Source organism: Giesbergeria giesbergeri (genome assembly GCF_054779375.1).
Genome location: NZ_BAAGYJ010000002.1, coordinates 95,070 through 115,428 on the forward strand (window position 1 = coordinate 95,070; position 20,359 = coordinate 115,428).

The 20,359-nt window shown below is 55.6% G+C and carries 21 protein-coding genes; 9 read left to right on the plus strand and 12 right to left on the minus strand.

What is annotated here, in order from left to right; genetic code table 11:
- Positions 1 to 53: 53 nt before the first annotated feature.
- From ACYVB2_RS04570 to ACYVB2_RS04605, 8 genes are all read left to right on the plus strand, one after another.
- Positions 54 to 2,456, plus strand: a complete 2,403-nt coding sequence (locus tag ACYVB2_RS04570) for a heavy metal translocating P-type ATPase (protein WP_382431059.1) — start codon at positions 54 to 56, stop codon at positions 2,454 to 2,456.
- A gap of 22 nt (positions 2,457 to 2,478) precedes the next feature.
- Positions 2,479 to 2,616, plus strand: a complete 138-nt coding sequence (gene ccoS, locus ACYVB2_RS04575) for a cbb3-type cytochrome oxidase assembly protein CcoS (RefSeq protein WP_300076935.1) — start codon at positions 2,479 to 2,481, stop codon at positions 2,614 to 2,616.
- A 62-nt stretch (positions 2,617 to 2,678) separates the two neighbouring features.
- A complete protein-coding gene (gene ccoN, locus ACYVB2_RS04580; RefSeq protein WP_382431057.1) occupies positions 2,679 to 4,121 on the plus strand; it encodes a cytochrome-c oxidase, cbb3-type subunit I in 1,443 nt (480 codons plus the stop codon).
- An 18-nt stretch (positions 4,122 to 4,139) separates the two neighbouring features.
- A complete protein-coding gene (ccoO, locus tag ACYVB2_RS04585) occupies positions 4,140 to 4,772 on the plus strand; it encodes a cytochrome-c oxidase, cbb3-type subunit II (protein ID WP_382431055.1) in 633 nt (210 codons plus the stop codon).
- Positions 4,773 to 4,786: 14 nt separating this feature from the next.
- Positions 4,787 to 4,924 (plus strand): cbb3-type cytochrome oxidase subunit 3, encoded by a 138-nt coding sequence (locus tag ACYVB2_RS04590; RefSeq protein WP_382431053.1) that lies wholly within the window; start codon positions 4,787 to 4,789, stop codon positions 4,922 to 4,924.
- 23 nt (positions 4,925 to 4,947) lie between these two features.
- Positions 4,948 to 5,868, plus strand: coding sequence for a cytochrome-c oxidase, cbb3-type subunit III (ccoP, locus tag ACYVB2_RS04595; protein ID WP_382431051.1), 921 nt, complete (start codon positions 4,948 to 4,950; stop codon positions 5,866 to 5,868).
- A gap of 72 nt (positions 5,869 to 5,940) precedes the next feature.
- Positions 5,941 to 7,386 (plus strand): cytochrome c oxidase accessory protein CcoG, encoded by a 1,446-nt coding sequence (gene ccoG, locus ACYVB2_RS04600; protein WP_382431049.1) that lies wholly within the window; start codon positions 5,941 to 5,943, stop codon positions 7,384 to 7,386.
- Between the two features lie 22 nt (positions 7,387 to 7,408).
- Entirely contained in the window at positions 7,409 to 7,684 is a 276-nt protein-coding gene (locus tag ACYVB2_RS04605) for a FixH family protein (RefSeq protein ID WP_382431047.1), read from the plus strand.
- 20 nt (positions 7,685 to 7,704) lie between these two features.
- On the opposite strand, the gene thiE is transcribed toward ACYVB2_RS04605, so the two are convergent.
- Genes thiE through ACYVB2_RS04625 form a run of 4 tightly spaced genes read right to left on the minus strand, consistent with a single transcriptional unit; the run spans position 7,705 to position 10,733 of the window.
- The gene (thiE, locus tag ACYVB2_RS04610; RefSeq protein ID WP_382431045.1) at positions 7,705 to 8,607 is read right to left on the minus strand and encodes a thiamine phosphate synthase; all 903 of its coding nucleotides are present in this window, start codon (positions 8,605 to 8,607) and stop codon (positions 7,705 to 7,707) included.
- Positions 8,604 to 9,416, minus strand: coding sequence for a thiazole synthase (locus ACYVB2_RS04615; protein WP_382431043.1), 813 nt, complete (start codon positions 9,414 to 9,416; stop codon positions 8,604 to 8,606). The genes thiE and ACYVB2_RS04615 overlap by 4 nt, the downstream gene beginning before the upstream one ends.
- Before the next feature lie 4 nt (positions 9,417 to 9,420).
- Positions 9,421 to 9,618, minus strand: coding sequence for a sulfur carrier protein ThiS (gene thiS / locus ACYVB2_RS04620; protein ID WP_382431041.1), 198 nt, complete (start codon positions 9,616 to 9,618; stop codon positions 9,421 to 9,423).
- A gap of 14 nt (positions 9,619 to 9,632) precedes the next feature.
- On the minus strand, positions 9,633 to 10,733 hold the full coding sequence (locus ACYVB2_RS04625) for an FAD-dependent oxidoreductase (protein ID WP_382431039.1): 1,101 nt from the start codon (positions 10,731 to 10,733) through the stop codon (positions 9,633 to 9,635).
- A gap of 270 nt (positions 10,734 to 11,003) precedes the next feature.
- Here ACYVB2_RS04625 and thiD point away from each other — a divergent pair, with 270 nt between their 5' ends.
- On the plus strand, positions 11,004 to 11,858 hold the full coding sequence (gene thiD / locus ACYVB2_RS04630) for a bifunctional hydroxymethylpyrimidine kinase/phosphomethylpyrimidine kinase (protein WP_382431037.1): 855 nt from the start codon (positions 11,004 to 11,006) through the stop codon (positions 11,856 to 11,858).
- Positions 11,859 to 11,864: 6 nt separating this feature from the next.
- Here the strand turns inward: thiD and ACYVB2_RS04635 are convergent, their stop codons facing one another.
- From ACYVB2_RS04635 to ACYVB2_RS04670, 8 genes are all read right to left on the minus strand, one after another.
- Positions 11,865 to 12,284: an SH3 domain-containing protein gene (locus ACYVB2_RS04635; protein ID WP_382431256.1), complete on the minus strand. Its 420-nt coding sequence runs from the start codon at positions 12,282 to 12,284 to the stop codon at positions 11,865 to 11,867.
- A gap of 143 nt (positions 12,285 to 12,427) precedes the next feature.
- Positions 12,428 to 15,298, minus strand: coding sequence for a bifunctional diguanylate cyclase/phosphodiesterase (locus ACYVB2_RS04640; protein WP_382431035.1), 2,871 nt, complete (start codon positions 15,296 to 15,298; stop codon positions 12,428 to 12,430).
- Between the two features lie 48 nt (positions 15,299 to 15,346).
- Positions 15,347 to 16,441 carry an NAD(P)/FAD-dependent oxidoreductase gene (locus ACYVB2_RS04645; RefSeq protein ID WP_382431033.1) on the minus strand — a complete coding sequence of 365 codons (1,095 nt, stop codon included), beginning with the start codon at positions 16,439 to 16,441 and terminating at the stop codon, positions 15,347 to 15,349.
- A 34-nt stretch (positions 16,442 to 16,475) separates the two neighbouring features.
- Complete coding sequence (fdxA, locus tag ACYVB2_RS04650) at positions 16,476 to 16,805, minus strand: ferredoxin FdxA (RefSeq protein WP_382431031.1); 330 nt, start codon at positions 16,803 to 16,805, stop codon at positions 16,476 to 16,478.
- Positions 16,806 to 16,919: 114 nt separating this feature from the next.
- Positions 16,920 to 18,242, minus strand: coding sequence for a sulfate adenylyltransferase subunit 1 (locus tag ACYVB2_RS04655; RefSeq protein ID WP_382431029.1), 1,323 nt, complete (start codon positions 18,240 to 18,242; stop codon positions 16,920 to 16,922).
- A complete protein-coding gene (cysD, locus tag ACYVB2_RS04660) occupies positions 18,242 to 19,174 on the minus strand; it encodes a sulfate adenylyltransferase subunit CysD (RefSeq protein WP_382431027.1) in 933 nt (310 codons plus the stop codon). The genes ACYVB2_RS04655 and cysD overlap by 1 nt, the downstream gene beginning before the upstream one ends.
- A 14-nt stretch (positions 19,175 to 19,188) precedes the next feature.
- Positions 19,189 to 19,950, minus strand: a complete 762-nt coding sequence (locus ACYVB2_RS04665; RefSeq protein ID WP_382431025.1) for a phosphoadenylyl-sulfate reductase — start codon at positions 19,948 to 19,950, stop codon at positions 19,189 to 19,191.
- Entirely contained in the window at positions 19,950 to 20,339 is a 390-nt protein-coding gene (locus tag ACYVB2_RS04670) for a DUF934 domain-containing protein (protein ID WP_382431023.1), read from the minus strand. The genes ACYVB2_RS04665 and ACYVB2_RS04670 overlap by 1 nt, the downstream gene beginning before the upstream one ends.
- Between the last annotated feature and the right edge of the window lie 20 nt (positions 20,340 to 20,359).

A 20,359-nucleotide genomic window follows, 5' to 3' on the forward strand; every position in this document is an offset into this window, starting at 1 on the left:
ATCAAATAATGCGGACAGGCCAGTATGGCATGCAAAAGGGGTAAGCTTGCCACATGTCAACGAATTCCGAGAGTGTCCTTACGTCGGGGCAGGTGGTGCATAGTGCCGCCGCTGGTGCCGCCACCGAATTGCTGGACGACCCCCAGGAGTGGGCAGCCTTTGGCCGTCCCTGCGCCCATCAAACCGCTCATGCCGCCCCCGACAACGTGCCGTGGGAGTCGCACGTGGTGCTGGAGGGGATGCACTGTGCTGCTTGTGCACTGACCATTGAAGATGCTCTGCTGGCCGTGCCTGGCGTTGTGCAGGCAGAAGTGAGTGCCGCCACTCAGCGGGCTAGGGTCGTGTGGCAGCCTACTCAGGTGCTGCCTTCTCAGTGGGTTGCCGCTGTGCGCAAGGCAGGCTATGGAGCCTTGCCAGCAATGGACGCCTTGGCCCGTGAACAGCGCCGACGTGAAAATCGTCGTGCCCTATGGCGTTGGTTGGTCGCTGGATTTTGCATGATGCAGGTCATGATGTATGCGTGGCCTGCCTATGTGGCAGCACCTGGTGATTTGACCCAAGAGATGGAAACCCTATTACGCTGGGCTTCTTGGGTTATTTCGCTGCCAGTGGTTCTGTTTGCTTGTGGGCCTTTTTTTACCAGTGCATTGCGAGATATTCGTCAGCGCCGGGTAAGTATGGATTTGCCAGTGGCGCTGGGCATGGTGATTACTTTCGTGGTCAGCACCGCAGGCACATTTGATCCATCTGGGCCTTTTGGTCGAGAGGTGTTTTTTGACTCTCTCACCATGTTTGTCTTCTTTTTGCTGACTGGTCGCTGGTTGGAATTGCGTCTGCGTGACCGCACAGCAGGCGCTCTGGAAGCCGTCATGAACCGCTTGCCCGACAGTGTAGAGCGGCGTAATGCAGACGGGCATTTTGAGCGGGTGGCTGTGCGGCGTCTTGTGGTGGGTGACACCATTCGCGTATTGCCCGGAGAGGCCTTTCCTGCAGATGGACAGATTGTCTTGGGTCAGACCTTGGCCGATGAGGCACTGTTGACTGGTGAATCCACACCCGTGTTACGCACCGAAGGCAGTATGGTGACCGCAGGCAGCTACAACCTTCAATCTGTTGTGGAAGTGTTGGTGCAAGGTACAGGGGCTGCTACCCGGTTTGGTCAAATTGTTGCGCTGATGGAGAGCGCATCGCTGCAAAAACCACGGCTCGCTCAACTGGCCGATAAAGTAGCTCGCCCTTTTCTGGTGGCAGTGCTGGTTGCTGCTGGCTTGGCGGCGATGTGGTGGTGGCCTACCGACCCAGCCCATGCGCTCATGGTGGCTGTTTCGGTGTTGATTGTCACCTGCCCTTGTGCTTTGTCTTTAGCTACACCCGTAGCTATGCTTTCTGCTGCGGGCACCTTGGCTCGCCAAGGGGTGCTGGTGCGCAATTTGCAGGGTTTAGAAGCACTGGCCAGTGTGGATACTTTGGTCTTTGACAAGACTGGCACCTTGACACGGGATGGCATGTCGGTCTCTGCGGTGCAGCCATCGGCAGGGCTGTCCGCCAAAGAGGTGCTGGCATTGGCTGCGGCACTGGCCCGTCATTCACTCCATCCAGTGTCACGGGCTGTGATCGCCAAGGCAGAGGAAACCAATGCGGCTGGGGCATCGCGTTGGCAAGTATCGCAAGTCCAGGAGGTGGCTGGACAGGGCCTGATAGCCTGGGTGCAAGATGAGCAGGCGTTATGGCCTGTCAGTAAAGTGTTACTTGGTTCAGCACGACACACCAATGCCAGTGTTTCTGCCCAAGAAACCGCCCAGCAGGTTTATCTGGTACGTCAGCAAGACAGTGGCGAGTTGGAAGAGTTGGCCCGTTTTGATCTGGTCGAAGATTTGCGCACACAGGCTCCAAGTGCCGTACGTGCTTTGCTCGAAGCTGGTGTACAGGTTCACCTGCTGTCGGGGGATCAGCAGATGGCAGTGGCCCGTGTGGCTGCCCAGTCTGGTATTGAGCACTGGCGTGGTGCCTGTACACCGCAAGACAAACTACAAGCCATGCAAGCACTGCAGGCGCAGGCCAAACAGGTAGCGATGGTGGGTGATGGTTTGAACGATGGGCCGGTATTGGCGGGTGCCCATGTCTCATTTGCCTTTGGCAAGTCGGTAGCACTGGCACAATCCAGGGCCGATTTCGTGGTTCTGGGTGATAGCCTTTGGTTGATTCCTCAGGCGGTGTTGTTGGCGCGCCGCACCTTGCGTGTGGTGCGCCAGAATCTGTGGTGGGCGGCAGGCTATAACGCTTTGAGCGTGCCATTGGCAGTGGCAGGGTATATGCCCGCCTGGTTAGCCGGGTTGGGCATGGCTTTGAGTTCGCTGTTGGTGGTGCTCAATGCCGCCCGCCTGTCCTTGCCTTTGCCAGCGTTGGAGTCTTCGGTGCCCCCTCAGCAACCCAGTAGTCACGCAGTTGTTGCATAACCAATGGAGAAGAGAGCGTCCCATGGACATCCTGTATTTGTTGATTCCTTTGTCTGTGGTGTTGGTGTTGATGATCCTGCTGGGGCTGTGGTGGGCTGTTTACCGTGGACAATTCGAGAACATCGAACAGGAGGGTGAACGTATTCTTCGCGATAATTGACGACTGTCAAAAACACTACTCCTTCTCCGGTTAATACTTTCTCTGAAATCAAGAGGTGCCCGATGGATATACCGAAAAACGCAGATGCTGCGCACTACAACGACACAATAGTGCGGCAGTTTTCTATCATGGCTGTAGTCTGGGGGGTGGTTGGCATGCTGGTTGGCGTGATCATCGCCGCTCAGCTTGCTTGGCCCGAACTCAACTTTGGCATTCCGTGGCTTACGTATGGACGCTTGCGACCTTTGCACACCAACGCGGTGATCTTCGCCTTTGGGGGCAGTGCATTGTTTGCTACCAGCTACTATGTGGTGCAGCGTACTTGCCAAGTCCGTCTGTTTGCAGGCCCACTGGCCTCGTTTACTTTCTGGGGCTGGCAATTGGTCATTCTGGCTGCTGCCATCAGCTTGCCTCTGGGTTATACCCAAGGCAAAGAGTATGCCGAACTTGAATGGCCCATTGACATCCTGATCGCCTTGGTCTGGGTGGCTTACGCCATTGTTTTCTTCGGTACCGTGGGCATCCGTAAAGTGCGCCACATCTATGTCGCCAACTGGTTCTACGGTGCCTTTATTCTGGCCGTGGCGGTGTTGCACATTGTCAACAGTGCTGCCATTCCCGCAGGCATGATGAAAAGCTACTCTGCCTACGCAGGTGTGCAAGATGCCATGGTGCAATGGTGGTATGGCCACAATGCTGTGGGCTTTTTCCTGACCGCTGGCTTCTTGGGCATGATGTACTACTTCATTCCCAAGCAGGCAGGTCGTCCCGTCTATAGCTACCGCTTGTCTATTGTTCACTTCTGGGCGCTGATCTTCACCTACATGTGGGCTGGCCCTCACCATTTGCACTACACCGCATTGCCCGACTGGACACAGTCCGTGGGGATGTTGTTCTCCCTGATTCTGTTGGCTCCTAGCTGGGGTGGCATGATCAACGGCATCATGACCCTGTCGGGTGCATGGCACAAACTGCGTGATGATCCTATCTTGCGCTTCCTGATCGTTTCGCTGTCGTTCTATGGTATGTCCACGTTTGAAGGCCCCATGATGGCCATCAAAACCGTCAATGCCCTGAGCCACTATACCGACTGGACTGTAGGTCACGTGCATGCAGGTGCCTTGGGCTGGGTTGGCATGATCACAATGGGTTCCTTGTACTACTTGGTGCCCCGTCTGTTTGGTAAAGACAAAATGCACTCGGTCAAGGCCATTGAAGTTCACTTCTGGTTGGCTACGATTGGTATCGTGCTCTACATCGCTGCAATGTGGATTGCCGGGGTGATGCAAGGTCTGATGTGGCGTGCAGTCAATGCCGACGGCACCCTGACTTACACCTTTGTTGAAGGTGTTAAGGCTACCTATCCCTTCTATGTGATTCGTTTCACCGGTGGTGTGCTGTACCTGACAGGTATGGTCATGATGCTCTGGAATGTGATCATGACTGTGACTTCTGGTCGCGCCGTGACTGTGGCCATTCCTTCTGCCCAACCGGCCCACGCCTAAGTCCCGAGGAGCTATTTCATGTCTGATAACAACCATAGCCCCTCGACTGGCTTCTCGCACGAAACTATCGAAACCAACAACTTCCTCATGATCGTTTTGATCGTGATTGTGATTGCCTTTGGTGGTTTGGTAGAGATCGTGCCTTTGTTCTTCCAGAAGTCGACAACCGAGCCTGTGAAGGGCTTGCAACCTTACACCTCCCTCCAATTGGCTGGACGAGATGTGTACCTGCGCGAAGGCTGCTACAACTGCCACTCGCAGATGATTCGTCCTTTCCGGGCAGAAACGCTGCGTTATGGTCACTATTCTGTGGCCGGTGAGTTTGTGTATGACCATCCTTTCCAATGGGGTAGCAAGCGCACTGGCCCAGATTTGCACCGGGTGGGTGGCAAATACAGCGACGAATGGCATCGTATTCACTTGAACAATCCACGTGACGTGGTGCCTGAGTCCAACATGCCTGCTTATCCTTGGTTGGAAAAAAATGTGGTCGATTCCACAACGATTGCGTCGCACATGACGGCCCTGCGTAAGGTGGGCGTTCCCTATACCGATGAGCAGATTGCTGCTGCACCAGAAGAAATCAAGGGTAAAACTGAGATGGAAGCGGTGATTGCCTACCTGCAAGTTCTGGGCCTGACGCTCAAGTAAGAAAGGAATCGGCTATGGATATCACCACCATGCGCGTTGTGGTTACGCTGATTTCGTTTGCTATGTTCATCGGCATCTGGGTTTGGGCTTACGCCCGCAAGAACCAGACACGGTTTGACGAAGCAGCGCACCTGCCCTTTCTACAAGACTGACACCACCAGAACGAGAACACACTATGAGTGACTTCACTAGCAATTTCTGGTCGGTTTTTATCGCCGGAATTACCCTCATCGGCATTTTTGGCTGCTTGTTGCTGCTGTGGATGACCGCACGCAAAAAGGTTGCCTCCAGCAGTGACAACACCACTGGCCACGTTTGGGATGGCGATCTGCGCGAAATGAACAACCCCATGCCACGGTGGTGGGTGTGGATGTTTGTTTTGACCGTCATTTTCTCCCTTGGTTATTTGGCCATTTACCCTGGTCTGGGCAGTTACCAAGGCAAGGCGGGCTGGAGCCAGTATGGTGCTTACGACAAGGAGGTGGCTACTGCCAATACGGAGCTGGAGCCTCTCTATGCCCGTTTTGCCTCCATGCCTCCAGAGCAGATGGCTGCCGATCCTCAGGCTATGGCTATTGGTGAGCGTTTGTTCCTGAACAATTGCGCCCAGTGCCACGGTTCGGATGCACGCGGTAGCAAGAGCTTTCCCAACCTGACAGACGGTGATTGGCTGCATGGCGGCACCCCTGAGAAGATCAGCGAAACTCTGCATAAGGGCCGCATTGGCAACATGCCTCCAATGGCTGCTGCAGTGGGTACCCCAGAAGATGTACGCAACTTGGCCCACTATGTTCTGAGCTTGTCTGGCAGCCCGCACGATTCTTTGCGTGCATCGCTGGGTAAGTCCAAGTTTGTGGCTTGTGCTGCTTGCCATGGTTCTGATGGCAAAGGTATGCAGGCTGTGGGTGCTCCCAACTTGACTGATGACATCTGGCTTCATGGTTGGGGTGAGGCAGCCATTACTGCAATGATCAATAATGGCAAGGTCAACCAAATGCCTGCGCAAGCTGGCACTGGTAAATTGACGGAAGCGCAGCTGAGCGTACTGACCGCTTATGTCTGGGGTCTATCGAATAAGCCGGGTGCTGCCCGCTAATTTCGTTAGCCTTGGTGGTGCCCAAAGGGCACCACCCGCTGTGAGTGCCAGTGATTTTTGAGATATTGCACCATGCAACCTTCTGACGGAAAGCAGCCAAAGATCATTCCGATCAAGCCTGTAGCAGCAGAATCAAATTCCGATCAAGAAACTGTTTCTTTGTACGCGGCACATAAAAAGATATATCCACGTTCTATCAGTGGTTTGTTTGCAAATTGGCGCTGGGTCATGGTTTTCCTGACCCAGCTTGTTTTTTATGGGTTGCCGTGGGTCGAGTGGGGGCAGCGCCAGATGGTGCTGTTCGACTTGGGGGCACGACGGTTCTATATTTTTGGCTTAGTTCTCTATCCACAAGATTTTATTTATCTTACTGGATTATTGATTATCTCAGCCTTGTCTCTATTTTTGTTTACCGCAGTGGCAGGGCGTTTGTGGTGTGGTTTTTCTTGTCCACAAACGGTGTATACCGAAATCTTTATGTGGATAGAACATAAAGTAGAGGGTGATCGCAGTGCGCGGGTTCGTTTGGACAACAGTGGTTGGACATTCGAAAAAATCTGGAAAAAATCGCTCAAACAATTCTTGTGGGTAGCTATTGCTGCTTGGACAGGATTTACTTTTGTAGGTTATTTTGTTCCTATCCGTGAGCTGGGTGCAGAGCTGATGGCCTTGCAGGGGTCTTGGCAGATATTCTGGGTAGGATTTTATGGTTTTGCTACTTATGGCAATGCCGGTTTCTTGCGTGAGCAAGTCTGCAAATATATGTGTCCTTATGCACGCTTCCAGAGTGCTATGTTTGATAAGGACACACTGATCGTTACTTATGACGCAGCTCGTGGTGAACAGCGGGGGCCACGCAATAAAACCGTTGATTACAAAGCCAAAGGGTTGGGGGACTGTATTGATTGCACGCTGTGTGTGCAGGTTTGCCCTGTAGGAATTGATATTCGTAATGGTTTGCAGTACGAGTGCATCGGTTGTGGTCTGTGTGTAGATGCTTGCAATACTGTAATGGACAAAATGGGTTATGCCCGTGGTTTGGTACGGTTCTCCACGCAAAACGGTGTGGCCCAAGGCTGGGGGCAGTCAGAAATCATACGGCGCATATTCCGGCCACGGGTTTTGGTGTATACCGCTATTTTGCTTTCGTTGTGTATGGCTATGCTGATCAGCTTGGTAATGCGTACACCACTGAAGGTCGATGTGGTGCGTGATCGTGCAGCTTTGTCTCGGATTGTGGCTGGTGGCAAGCTAGAAAATATCTATCGGTTGCAGATTATGAATGCAACAGAAGCAACCCAACGGTATCGTATTTCTGCCCGTGGTTTGGATGGCTTAGAGGTCGCTTCTGACGCTGAGGTAGAGATTGAGGCTGCCCAGTCGCGCTGGGTTCCAGTGCGACTGCAAATTCCATATGGTTCTATGCCTTCAGGCTCACATCCGTTTTATTTTGATATTCAGGCAATAGGTGCTGATGCTCAACTGACAGAGAAATCTGTGTTCTTGGTGCCTCGTTAATACCAGTTTTGAGGATAAATTTATGACAACCCTTTCCAATAAACCAGACTTGGTGGCACCTCCTTGGTGGAAGTTTGGCTATGTTTGGTTGATTCTTGCTGGGCCTGCCATTGTGATCTTGGCAGGGTTTTATACGCTGTGGTTGGCTATCAAGACACCTGATCCTGTGGTCAGTGAAGACTACTATCGTCAGGGTATTGAAATCAACAAAACATTGGTTGAAAAAAGCCTGTTGCCTGCTGTCAACGGTCGCAACCATGCGGTGACGCCGCCTGCAGACCAACCTGCCCCCCGTTAAGGTGTAGGGAGGGCGGTGGCTTAGGTCATCGCCTGTAACAGTGCTGCTGCGGCGGCTTCTGGGTCAGGTGCGTTGACCAATGCCCTGACCACAGCAATAGACCCTACCCCTGTGGCACGGATTGCTGGGAACTGTTCTAACCCAATGCCGCCAATCGCCACCAATGGGTAATGTCGCATCAGGCGTGCATAGGCGGCGAGTCGGGCTAGTCCTTGTGGTGCTGTTGTCATGCGTTTGAGTGTGGTGGGAAATACCGCACCCAAAGCAATATAGCTTGGCCCTATGGCATGGGCGCGCACCATCTCTGCGTAACCATGGGTGCTGACCCCCAGACGCAGTCCAGAACGACGGATTTGCGCCAGATTCTCTGGTTGCATGGCATCCAAGTCTTCTTGGCCTAGATGAAGGCCATAGGCACCCGCAGCCAATGCTGCTTGCCAATGGTCATTGATAAACAAACGTGCATTGGTGCCCCTGACTGCTTCTACGGCTGCATGCACTTCAGCAGAAATGGCGGCTGTATCGGTGGACTTGTAGCGTAACTGTACGGTAGGTACACCTGCCCGGGCCATCCGGCCTACCCATGCGGCATCTGGCAGCACTGCATAGAGTCCCAAGGCGGGTGGGCAAGGGGCAAAATCAGGCACAGTGGGTGAGGTTTGTAGGCCAAAATCTTCTACGGTATCAGGCCAGTGTGTGAGATCAAGGCTGCCAGTGCGTTCGGTTTGTGCCTGCCAAGCCCGTGCCAGACATTGGGCATCTGTAGCGATGAATCCTAATGCACTACAAGCCCGTAGGGCAGCTTGGTAGATGGGGGCGGGGTCTGTGCTGACGGGTACAGCTTGCGGTGTGCAAGGTGCAAAAGTGTGGCTGTGTAGGCGCACGATGTCTTGCGCCAAGGTGTCGATTTGGTTCTGGTTCATGGCGTATCGTGGTGCCAAAACGGAGTACCCAGCACTGGGGTACTGGGTTGGGCGGTATTTTGGGCTTGCATGGCTCCAGCGCGGTGGGCAGCCCGTCCTGCCTCTACGGCATCAGCAAAAGCACCGGCCATAGATACCGGGTCTTGTGCTAAGGCTACAGCCGTGTTGAGCAACACGCCATCGTAGCCCCACTCCATCACTTGGCATGCGTGAGATGGTAAGCCCAGACCGGCATCGACCAAGAGTGGTACATGCAGACGTTCTCGCAGTACCTGTAGGGCGTAAGGATTGACAGGGCCACGTCCCGTACCAATGGGGGCGGCCCAAGGCATGACAGCTTGGCAGCCTACATCCACCAAACGCTGACAGAGCACCAAATCCTCGGTGCAGTAGGGCAGCACCCGAAATCCATCACGGATCAGGTGTTCTGCCGTACTGACCAAGTTGAGGGTGTCGGGTTGAAGCGTGTAGTCATCACCAATCAGTTCTAGCTTAATCCACGGCGTTTCAAATACTTCACGCGCCATCTGTGCTGTGGTGATGGCCTCTTGCACGCTATGGCATCCGGCCGTGTTGGGCAATACGGGCACTTGTAACTGACGTAGCAATTCCCAAAAACGCTGGCCGTTTTCTGCGGGGTTACTGCCTTGACGCCGCAGGGAGGCTGTCACCATTGCCGGGCGTGCGCGTTGTACGGAGGCTTCTAGTACGCTGGGAGAGGGATAGCGCGATGTGCCCAGTAAGAGGCGACTGTGAAACACCTCGCCATACAGCACCAAAGGATCGTTAGAGGAGGGATGGTTGTGCATGGTGTTAGCCTCCTGTGATGGGGGAGATAATTTCCACCCGGTCGCCAGTGTGCAGCTGCTGTTGGGCATAGTGGGTTTTGGGAATGAACACTGTATTGACTGCTACGGCAAAAGGTGGCCGGGCACCAATAGCAGCGATGGCATCGACGACAGTGGCATCGTCAGGTAATTGGTGAGCTTGCTGGTTGATGGTCAGATTCATGGGGCACCGTGTAATTAGAGGCTGTTTGGCAGCAACTCAACACGCAGATCAAAACGAGAAGCCAAAGCCGATTGGCCTGTGGTGAGTAGCTCTAGCACCACATCCAGCAACGCTGGAGAGATCATGAAGCCATGTCGATATAGGCCATTGATTTCTAGTGTGTGTGGTGCGGTTTGTCGTACAGCGGGCAGGTTGTCAGGCAGTGTCGGTCGGCATTGTGTGGCAATTTCGAGAATCCGTGCTTCGGCAAAGCCGGGGTGTACGGCATAAGCCGCACTCATTAGTTCTAAGGCTGAGCGTACACTGGCAGGGGACATGTCGTCGGATTCGATCTCGGTGGCGCCGATGACAAAAAGATGATCCTGTTTGGGGGCAATATAAATGGGGTAGCGGGGATGCACCAATCGTGTGGGGCGCTGTAAGGTGACATCGGGCGCATGAATCCGCACCACTTCGCCACGCACACCGCGCAGGGCGGGCCATTGTGCTTGTGCGCCCAAGCCGCGACAATCTAGCAACCAGTCTGGCTCTCCAGGGCGGCCGGGGTGGAAGTCGGCGATAGTTTTGGGCGTATTCCAATGGCAGGTGATATGCAGCAAGGCCATTTCTTGCTCCAGTGCTGCCAGCAGCTGGCGGTTGTCAAGTTGCCCTTCTCCAGGAAGATACAGACCTTGGTGGAAACGCTGGGCTAAGGCTGGTTCGATGTCTGTCATGCGGGAACTGTCGAGTGCTTCCATAGCGGGCAAACTCGGTACTGTTCGGCTGGTGGTTTCGAAGAGGCGGCGCAGGCGGGCAGCTTCGGGAGCATCTTGGCGGTGCCAGACAATCAACGTTCCGTTTTGTTGAAAGAATACGGGTTGCTGCAATCCAGCCAACAATTGCGGCCAGCGTACCAGTGCATGTTCACCCATGCGCACTACACCCGGCTCTGTGATGGCGGATTCTGCCAGTGGCGCCAGCATGGCAGCTGCCACGCGAGCGGCACTGCCTTGACCACTGGCATCTTGTGCATCGTACAGGGTGACACTATGACCGCGCTGGGCCAGCGTAACTGCCAATAGGCGGCCCATCAGGCCAGCGCCCAGAATGGCAAAAGAAGAGGATGGAGAGATCATCGGTTTGTCCGTTGGTGGAGAATCCAGGGACAAAACGGGCATGTGCCGGTACCGAAAACTCCCCACGCCAGCATGACCTGGATCGGGTTACGGGGCGGTTGAGCCCCAGGGTGTTTCTCAGTCCGCGCCGATTGGGCAGACACCCCTGTTTCGTCCTGGCAAGATTACATCACACGCCGATGGTGTCAGACTTGACTTGGCGCATACGCCACAATTGAGCTTGGGCCATCGCAAGTAGGTGCGGATGGCTGGTTTTTCTGGAACTTTTCCATGTCAATTTCTGCTGTGACTTCTGACACATGCCATCGTTATGTGCGGGTATTGTCCATTGCTGGCTCGGACAGTGGTGGTGGTGCGGGCATTCAGGCTGATCTCAAGACTTTTAGCGCCTTGGGGTGTTATGGTATGACGGCTATCACCGCCATCACCGCGCAAAATACCCAAGGAGTGCGCGCGATTCATGGGGTGCCTCCAGAGATACTACAGGCTCAGATTGCTGCTGTGGTGGAAGACATCGGTGTAGATGCAGTAAAGATTGGTATGTTGCATTCACCCGAAGTGGTTCGGGTGGTGGCTGAGGCGATCCGCTCATATCAGTTGCCCCACGTCGTTTTAGACCCAGTGATGGTGGCCAGTAGCGGAGATCGTTTGATGGCCGGTGAGACTGTGCAGGTATTGGTGGAAGAGCTGTTTCCGTTGGCACAGGTGGTCACACCCAATTTGGATGAGGCAAGCTTGTTGTTGGGGTATGCCATTGAGGGCGTGCACACCTTGGATATGGCCGCATCTTCCTTACTGAGCTTGGGCGCATCGGCCGTTTTGCTCAAGGGCGGGCATTTGGTGGGGGATACGGTCGTGGACTTGCTGGCGCAGACCGATGGCCCTGTGCTACGTTGGCAGTCGCCACGCATTGCCACTGGCAATAGCCACGGCACTGGCTGCACTTTGTCATCGGCGTTGGCTGCATATTTGGCCTTGGGCCACCCATTGCCTGAAGCAGTGGGGCAGGCCCGCCGCTATATTCTGGGGGCCATTGCTGCAGGTGCTCAAGTATGCACTGGACAAGGGCACGGGCCGCTGAACCATGCCTATGCTCCAGTGGCGCAACGCGTACAGAGTTCCTGAGCTTTTTTACCAACCCCAGGCCAAGTTGCCCGCAATCCAGCCCTTTTGGCCGTTGCTGCGTTCTACTTGTACCCAATCGCTGGATTTTTTCAGGGTTTTGACGATTTCCTGTGTTTCCAGTTTGGCTACTACTTTGTGCTGTTGGCTGGGGCCAGCGCGCAAATTGGCCACGCGGGCTGTGATGACCATATGGGGTATTTTGCTGGTACGAGGCACATAAATCCACCCCAACGTGGCCTCGAAATCCTTGACCTGCACCCAGCCGTCTTTGCGTTGGATGACTTGCAGGGGATAACCATCGCTCAATTCCCAGAGAGTAGCCGCCTTGGTGGAGGGTTGTTCACGCACATTGGCATTGTGACCTTTGACGCTGACAAATTCCTGCGCCTGTGCTTGCACTGGCATGGCAATGGAAAAGGCAGTCATGCCACAAGCGAGCAGCGACAGCGAAAGACGGCGGGACAAAGAAAACACAGGGCGAATTCCTTTCGAGAAAAAAGCGACAAACAGGCAACATGGCTGGAGGGACGGCAAGGGGTTGCGCCAGACTTCCTTACCGCGTGGCTTTGCTACATTATGTGTGCGCTGGTATCAGGGGCACAAAGATAGAGTTCTTCTACTGTGCCGGGGCGGCTAAAAAGGTAACCTTGGTAGGCATGGCAGCCATTGCGTGCCAAACTGTCTCGTTGCTCTTGGGTTTCTACTCCTTCAGCAATCACTTGCAAGCCCAAGCTGTCTGCCAGGGTAACGATAGTACGCACAATAGCCACGGCGCGTGGTTCGGAGACCAGATCGCGGACGAAACTGCTGTCGATCTTTAGTTGGCTCAATGGCAGGCGACGCAGATAGGCCAGAGAGGAATAGCCGGTACCAAAATCATCCAGTGAGAAGCCCACGCCGTGGGCCTTCAAGGCCACCATTTTGGTGATGGCATCTTGTGGGTTATCGAGCAATAGGCTTTCGGTCAGCTCTAGTTTGAGCTGTTTTGCTGGCGCTCCGGTATTTTCCAGAGTTTTCAGCACCTGCTGCACAAAATCGGGTTGGCGCAACTGTCGTCCACTCACGTTGACGGCCAATGTCAGGTGTGCATACATCGGTTCTTGCGCCCAACAAGCCAGCTGTTTGCAGGCAGCTTGTAATACCCACTGACCCAGTGGCAGGATCAAGCCGCTGTCTTCGGCAAGGGGAATGAATTCAGCAGGGGACACCATGCCATGCTGTGGATGCTGCCACCGCACTAAAGCCTCTGCTCCCACGATGTGTCCGTGGTTGTTGACTTGGGCTTGGTAGAGCAGGAAGAGTTGGCTTTGTTGCAGACCTGTGCGCAGGTCTTTTTCTAATGCAACCCGTTTGATGACGGCTGCATGCATCTCTGGATCAAAGAACCGTGCAGCATGGCGCCCAGATTCTTTGGCTTGGTACATGGCCAGATCTGCATGTTTCATCAGGTCTTCAGCGCTGGCTTTGGTGTCGGTAAACAGCACCACCCCAATGCTGCATGAGCTTTTGATTTCGTTGCCGTCCAGGGTGTAGGTTTGGTTGACGGTGGCTAATATTTTCTGGGCAATGGCGTCCGCCTGAGAGGCTGCTTCATCAATTTGTGGACTGAGCTCTTCCAGCAGCACCACGAACTCATCGCCACCAAGACGGGCTACGGTGTCGCCTGCACGCACTGTCTTGAGTAAGCGTTGGGCTACTTCTTGGAGAAGGATGTCGCCTTTATCATGCCCCTGGGTGTCGTTGATGAGCTTGAAGTGATCCAGGTCGATGAACATCAAGGCGCCTTGGCGGCTGGTACGGCGGCTGGTGAGCAAAGCCTGTTGCAACCGATCCAACAGTAGTCGGCGATTGGGCAATTTGGTCAGAGCATCGTAATAGGCCAAGTAGCGAATTTCTTCTTCGGCGGCCTTGCGCTGGGTAATGTCAGTGAGTGTGCTGACATAGTGGGTCACTTCGCCTTGGTCGGTCTTGACGGCAGTGATGGTGAGCCATTCTGGGAACACGGTGCCATCTTTGCGCCGATTCCAGATTTCACCATACCAGCAACCCGTGGTGGTTACGGTTTGCTGCATCTGTTGGTAGAACGCCGCTTCGTGGCGGCCTGATTTGAGCAAGGAGGGCGTTTGACCAATCGCCTCTTCTGCGCTGTAGCCAGTGATATCTGTAAACGAATGGTTGACCCGCAAAATGACGCCCTGCGCATTGGTCACAAAAATACCTTCTTGGGACTCGAAGGCAATGGCCGCAATGCGCAGGTCGGCATGGGCTTGTTCTAACTCGTGGTGGTAACGAGAAAACAGTTTTTTAGACCAGTGTGAGAAGACGAAAGAGCCCATGATGCCCAGTGCTGTTACCCCCAGCAGCACTATGGCCAGACGCAGGTAGTGTTCGCCGTTGCCTGCTTCGTGGGCGTAGATTTCGGCATGTAAGGCCGATTCCAGTTCGTCATTGAACATGGAGGTGACCAGCACCCAGCCCCAAGGGGCATAGGTACTGACAAGGGCTGTTTTGCGTCCTAGCTCTTGACCATTGGCCCGTTTGCGTGGCCAGTCGTATTCCACAATGCCGCCGCCTGCTTGGGCTGTGGCCCAGAGTTTTTCGAGTGCCTTTCTCTCGTTCGTAGCCATCTGATGGGGGTGTAGCCCCTCCAGTGCAGGATTGTTGGGGCTGATCAGGGAGCGGCCATCGCGGTCTAATAAGCCAATGGAGCCACTGGCACCGAAGCGAAAGGCCCGTAGACGCTGCATAGCTTCTTTTTTCTGGCGATCTTCCCATTCATAGAGATAATCCCCGGTACCAATCAGCCACTGATAGGGCTCGAACAGGCGCACGTAGGCGATTTTCTCAGCCATGGTTTGGGGCGCATCAGGGCGGTACCAACGGTAGCGTGAAAACCCTTCTCCCCTGGGTTTGCGGGCCGCTTCGATCAGGCCGCGCATGATGTAATGTCCGGTGTCGTCCCGGTTGTCTATGCCTCCTTTGCCCTCGTATTGGGGGGCGGTAGGCAATAGGATGAAGCGGCCTTCGAGGTCATCAATAAAGAAATAACCCCGGCCTTCAAAGAAGCGAGCTGGGCGCAGGGTTTCGCGGATTAATTGTTGTACTTCTGCCGCAGGTCGGTGTTTGGATTCTTGGGCATGAATGGCCTCGACCATCTGCATGGCAGTGTCGACCTGTTCTACGGCGCTTTGGCGCAAGACGCTTTCGGTACGCTGGCGCACAAACTCCAGATAGTCCACTGCGGAGCGCATTTCGCTGGTCAAACGTGCTTGCTGCTGCTCGTGAATGACTTTGGCAATGCGATCCAGCGAGGCACGATGGTCTTGAACGCTTTGCCAGGAAAAGAAACCCGCCATCATCAGCGTGACCACAAGGAGCAAGCTGAGCGTCCCGATCAGGTGCAATCGGGGCATGGTGGTTTCGTTGACGGACAGGTGCATGCGCACTAAACATTTAGAAACAAAAGGTGCGCGAATTCTAGGCGGCTTCTATGGCAATGCTGCTGGAAAGTTGCTGTGATTCTGGCTGTGGGTGGCGTAAATGCCTAGGCGTTGTTGCAATCGCGTGCTGCTGCTGGTGTATTCCAGCGGTGTGGTTTGGCCTGTCAGATATTCTATGGCTGCAAATGCGGCCAATGTTGCCTCATGGAAACCACAGACCAGCAGTTTGCGTTTACCAGGGTAGGTAACGATATCACCAACGGCGTAAATGCCAGGGCTGTTGGTTGCAAAGGTGGCGGTGTCCACTTCCAGCTGTTTGCGCTCTAGCGTGAGCCCCCATTCGGTCACCGGCCCCAAACGTGGCAATAATCCTAGCTTCACTAACAGAATATCGAGCACCAGTGCCTGTGTGCTGCCATCGGGGGCCAGCAAGGTTAGGGCGGCGAGCTTGCCTGCATGGGTTTGGATGCCAGTTGCTTGGCCTACGGCCACCTGAATCAATCCTTGGGCACGCAGTTCTTCGAATTGGGCCAACATGTCTGCTGGAGCTTCAAAGGTATTGCGCCGATGGAGCAGCGTGATGCTGGTGGGCCGTTGTGCGGGTGGTAGGCTGGCACATTCCAGCACTTGGGCGATGGCTGAATCGCCACCACCGTGAATGACCACATGCTGACCGGCCAGCATGTCTGCATCGTGGAGTTCGTAGAACACCTGTTGGCCCAAGAAGTCGTCCAGCCCGGCCAACTTGAGAGGGCGTGGCATGAAAGCACCAACCCCTGCTGCAATGAACACAGTGCGTGTGAGCAACCGTGTGCCTTGTGCGGTGGTGACTTCTAGGCGACCATCTGCTTGTCGGGAAATGCTGTTGACCAGTTCGCCCAAGTGCCACTGGGGGGCAAAGGGGGCGCATTGCTGGGCCAGTTTTTGCACTAACTCATGGCCGCTGCATGCAGACAGTGCCGGAATATCGTAGATGGCCTTGTCACCATAGAGTTGTGCGCATTGCCCTCCCAAGGCGGGCAATGCATCGATCACATGGGTTTGCAAGCCTTGCAGACCCAACTGGAAAACCTGGAAGAGACCCACAGGCCCAGCACCCACCACGACGGCATCGGTGTCAATAGTGTGGTGAGATGCTGGCACGGCAAGACTCGGGGAGCAACAAACAGATCTGCGCTTAACGCACCAGATCCTTGATTTTGCCGGGCTGACCATTCCAGGCATCAGCATCGGGCAGGGCTGCCTTGCGCTTGGTGATGGCTTTCCAGCCGGAGGCGTTGGTCAGGTCGGCATTGATTTTGATGAAGGCCAACTCGGCTGGAGGCAAGTCTTCTTCGGCAAAGATCGCATTAGCGGGGCACTCGGGCACGCAGACAGCGCAGTCGATGCACTCGTCTGGGTTGATGACCAACATGTTTGGGCCTTCAACGAAGCAGTCCACCGGGCACACATCCACGCAATCGGTGTATTTGCACTTGATGCAGTTTTCGGAAACAACGTGGGTCATGGGATTTTTGAGTGGGAACGGTGAAAACCTGTGATTTTAGAAGTTTTCACTGGGTATGGATCAAGAAAGCCTCCCCAGCGTGGGGAGGCTGTGGTGCAACCAAATGGATGCGGGTTAATTCACCAGCACGGCTGCGGCGGTCTTGTGGCTGGCGGTGTCGACCAGAATTAACGAGCCTAACACGCGTGCCTGTGTAAACGGGGCAGCAGGCAGGGCTTCTTGCAGCAGCAGCTCCACATGGCCGATGGCATTGGGCTCTAGCTGCGTCGCCTCTTCTTCGGCCAAGGTGTTGATATTGAGTTTGTGCACCACGCGGCGCACTTTGGCTTTGACCCAACGGTGGCCGTGCAGCGCCCAGTAGGTGCGGCCCGCCACCAGTGGTTCATCGTCCATCCAAGCGATGGTGGTGGAGAGTTCTTTGTGGCCTGGCCACGGGCTGATGGCGGCGGGGGTGTCAAAGTCGTCTTCGGCCACCGCAGCAGATACGGGGGCAGCCACAATCCAGTCGCCACGCGATACATCCACCTCGCGGTCGAGCGTGATACCAGCACTCAAGCCAGCGGCTACGCTGCCGGGTTGGCGGGCGTGGTCAATCACTTGGGCCACTACGGCCTTTTGGCCGCTGGGGAAGATTTGCACTTCGGTGCCTGCGGCAACGTTGCCCGCAGCGACCCGGCCCCAGAAGACGCGCCGCCCTTGGGTGGTGATGGCAGAGTCGTGGAACTTCTCGACCCATTGCACCGGAAAAGCCAGTGGCAGGTGGGCATCGGTGGGGGTATTGGGCAGTTGCTCCAAAATTTCCAGCAGGGTGGGGCCGGTATAGCCGCACCAGCCGGGTTGGGCATCGACCACGTTCCAGCCCTTGAGCGCCGAGACGGGCACGGTGGTGTGTACGTCAATGCCGGCGGCATCCGAGAAGGCATCTAGTGCGGCGCTGATGTGCTTCCAGGCCAAGGCCGGGTCTGCCACGGCATCGAGCTTGTTGACAGCAAACACCAGCGAATGCACACGCAGCAAATGCACCAACAGGCTGTGGCGGCGGGTCTGTGGCAGCAGGGTGAGTTGTGGATTTTGCCAATCGAGTTTGGTGGCATCGACCAGCACTACCGCAGCATCGGCGCTGCTGGCGGCAGTGACCATGTTGCGTGTGTATTGTTCGTGGCCGGGGGCATCGCCAATGATGAATTTGCGCGCTTCGGTGGCAAAGTAGCGGTAGGCCACATCGATGGTGATGCCTTGCTCGCGCTCGGCCGACAGACCATCGGTGAGCAGGGCCAGGTCTGTTTCGCCTTGGCGCTGCACACCGGCCAAGTGGTCTTGTAGCACGGCTTTGCTATCGACCAGCAGGCGGCCAATCAGGGTGCTTTTGCCATCATCCACACTGCCACAGGTGATAAAACGCAGGGCCGAAATAGGGGTGTTGTCGGGGGTGGTCATCAGAAGTATCCGTCTTTCTTGCGCTTTTCCATCGAGGCATCACTGGTTTTGTCGTCCATGCGTGTAGCACCGCGCTCGCTGACATCAGCGGCCAAGGTTTCGATGACGATTTCACCCGCCGTGGCGGCCAGACTTTCTACGGGGCAAGTGCAGGTGATGTCGCCCACCGTGCGAAAGCGCACATCGCGCACCACCACTTCTTCGCCTTCTTTGGGCGGGGTGAGTTCGGTCACGGGCACCAACAAGCCCCGGCGGTCGACCACTTGGCGTTGGTGGGTGTAGTAAATGCTGGGCAGGGCGATGTTCTCGCGGTCAATGTATTGCCAGACGTCCAGCTCTGTCCAATTGCTGATAGGGAAGACACGGAAATGCTCACCCGGAGCCAGCCGGGTGTTGAACAGTGTCCACAATTCTGGACGTTGGGCCTTGGGTTGCCATTGGCCGAAGCTGTCGCGGTGGCTAAAGATGCGCTCTTTGGCGCGGGCTTTTTCTTCGTCCCGACGGGCACCGCCGATCAGGGCGTCAAAGCGGAATTCTTCAATGGCTTCGAGCAGCGTGACCGATTGGTGGACGTTGCGCGATTCGCCGGGGTGGGCCAGACGCACGGTGCCACGGGCCATCGAGTCTTCGACGCTGCGCACGATCAGTTCAGCACCCAGCTCTTTGGCGCGAGCATCGCGAAAATCGGTGACTTCGGGGAAGTTGTGGCCGGTGTCGATCATCAACAGCGGGTAGGGGATGCGGCCTGCACCAAAGGCTTTTTCGGCGCAGCGCAGCATCACCAAGGAGTCTTTGCCACCCGAAAACAGCAGCGTGGGGCGCTCAAAAGCGGCGGCCACTTCGCGCAGGATGAAGATGGTTTCTTCTTCCAAGGCATCAAGGTGGTGGTTGCTGAGATGGCTTAGTGCAGAGGTGTCGATACGGGCATTCATGTTGCTTGTTCCAATCAATTCTTGACGTGCAGGCCGCATTCTTTGGCGGCTTCGTCTTCCCACCACCAGCGGCCAGCGCGAAAGTCTTCACCCAAGGCAATGGCACGGGTGCAGGGGGCACAGCCAATGCTGGGAAAGAACTGGTCGTGCAGCGGGTTGTAGTCCACGCCATTTTCGGCGATGTAGTGCCAAACATCGCCCAGTGTCCAGTCGGCCAGCGGGTTGAATTTGGTCAAGCCCTTGTTGGCGACTTCGGCGGTGTCAATCTGGGGCACGTCGGCACGGGCATTGGATTGTTCGCGCCGCAGGCCAGTAATCCAGCCTTGCTTGCCGGCCAAGGCGCGGGCCAAGGGTTCCATCTTGCGGATGTGGCAACAGGCTTTGCGCAACTCGATGCTTTTGTACATGGCATCTTGGCCGTTTCGCCGGATGAATTGGATGACGGCATCGAACTCGGGGCGATAGACGACGATGGGAGCGCGGGAGTGGGCTTGTGTGCGCTCCAATAGCGCCAGCGTTTCAGTGTGCAGTGCGCCGGTTTCTAGCACGAAGACGGGAATATCCAATGCCAGTGCGTTGATGAGGTGGGTAATGACCACATCTTCCGCACCCAGGCTGGAGGCTTGCGTGACCGCACCGGGCGCACCCAAGGCAGCCGCTTGGCGCAGCAAGGCGCGGGTTTGCTCTAGCTTGGCAGCAAAGTCGGCACTGGGACGGGCATGGATGCTGGTGGCTTTGGTGGGCGCACCGCGTGAAAGCAAACTGCTGCTGCTCATCATGGCTCCAAGGCAAAAATGGGTTTGGTTTGTACCGCATCGGCTTGGTAGAAGCCTTGGAAACGCTCAAACTGGCGCTGTGCGTCGGCGGCATCGACCCCTGCTTTCAGCACGGCAGAGCTAAAGCCGGTGCGCTGCATTTGTACCAATTGGTCAATCAGCACATCGCCGGTGGCGCGGATGTCGCCCGTAAAACCCCGGCGGCGGCGCAACAGGTAGGCTTGGCTAAAGGCACGGCCATCGGTGAAGTTGGGAAAGTGCAAGTCGATACGCGTCACGCCGTCGAGTGACACAGTCAAGGCGTCCGCATCGTTGGGCAGAGCCACGGCGCTGGTGTCGCCTTCGGTGGGCGGGGTGTGGCTGGCAGAAGCAAGAATCTGAAAGTTCATGGGGCGATCATCCACTGTAT

What these genes read in the sequence shown, in the direction of transcription:
- ACYVB2_RS04570 (WP_382431059.1), top strand. Translation starts at nt 54, where the DNA reads ATGTCAACGAATTCCGAGAGTGTCCTTACGTCGGGGCAGGTGGTGCAT.
- ccoS (WP_300076935.1), top strand. Translation starts at nt 2,479, where the DNA reads ATGGACATCCTGTATTTGTTGATTCCTTTGTCTGTGGTGTTGGTGTTG.
- ccoN (WP_382431057.1), top strand. Translation starts at nt 2,679, where the DNA reads ATGGATATACCGAAAAACGCAGATGCTGCGCACTACAACGACACAATA.
- ccoO (WP_382431055.1), top strand. Translation starts at nt 4,140, where the DNA reads ATGTCTGATAACAACCATAGCCCCTCGACTGGCTTCTCGCACGAAACT.
- ACYVB2_RS04590 (WP_382431053.1), top strand. Translation starts at nt 4,787, where the DNA reads ATGGATATCACCACCATGCGCGTTGTGGTTACGCTGATTTCGTTTGCT.
- ccoP (WP_382431051.1), top strand. Translation starts at nt 4,948, where the DNA reads ATGAGTGACTTCACTAGCAATTTCTGGTCGGTTTTTATCGCCGGAATT.
- ccoG (WP_382431049.1), top strand. Translation starts at nt 5,941, where the DNA reads ATGCAACCTTCTGACGGAAAGCAGCCAAAGATCATTCCGATCAAGCCT.
- ACYVB2_RS04605 (WP_382431047.1), top strand. Translation starts at nt 7,409, where the DNA reads ATGACAACCCTTTCCAATAAACCAGACTTGGTGGCACCTCCTTGGTGG.
- thiE (WP_382431045.1), bottom strand. Translation starts at nt 8,607, where the DNA reads ATGAACCAGAACCAAATCGACACCTTGGCGCAAGACATCGTGCGCCTA.
- ACYVB2_RS04615 (WP_382431043.1), bottom strand. Translation starts at nt 9,416, where the DNA reads ATGCACAACCATCCCTCCTCTAACGATCCTTTGGTGCTGTATGGCGAG.
- thiS (WP_382431041.1), bottom strand. Translation starts at nt 9,618, where the DNA reads ATGAATCTGACCATCAACCAGCAAGCTCACCAATTACCTGACGATGCC.
- ACYVB2_RS04625 (WP_382431039.1), bottom strand. Translation starts at nt 10,733, where the DNA reads ATGATCTCTCCATCCTCTTCTTTTGCCATTCTGGGCGCTGGCCTGATG.
- thiD (WP_382431037.1), top strand. Translation starts at nt 11,004, where the DNA reads ATGTCAATTTCTGCTGTGACTTCTGACACATGCCATCGTTATGTGCGG.
- ACYVB2_RS04635 (WP_382431256.1), bottom strand. Translation starts at nt 12,284, where the DNA reads ATGACTGCCTTTTCCATTGCCATGCCAGTGCAAGCACAGGCGCAGGAA.
- ACYVB2_RS04640 (WP_382431035.1), bottom strand. Translation starts at nt 15,298, where the DNA reads ATGCACCTGTCCGTCAACGAAACCACCATGCCCCGATTGCACCTGATC.
- fdxA (WP_382431031.1), bottom strand. Translation starts at nt 16,805, where the DNA reads ATGACCCACGTTGTTTCCGAAAACTGCATCAAGTGCAAATACACCGAT.
- ACYVB2_RS04655 (WP_382431029.1), bottom strand. Translation starts at nt 18,242, where the DNA reads ATGACCACCCCCGACAACACCCCTATTTCGGCCCTGCGTTTTATCACC.
- cysD (WP_382431027.1), bottom strand. Translation starts at nt 19,174, where the DNA reads ATGAATGCCCGTATCGACACCTCTGCACTAAGCCATCTCAGCAACCAC.
- ACYVB2_RS04665 (WP_382431025.1), bottom strand. Translation starts at nt 19,950, where the DNA reads ATGAGCAGCAGCAGTTTGCTTTCACGCGGTGCGCCCACCAAAGCCACC.
- ACYVB2_RS04670 (WP_382431023.1), bottom strand. Translation starts at nt 20,339, where the DNA reads ATGAACTTTCAGATTCTTGCTTCTGCCAGCCACACCCCGCCCACCGAA.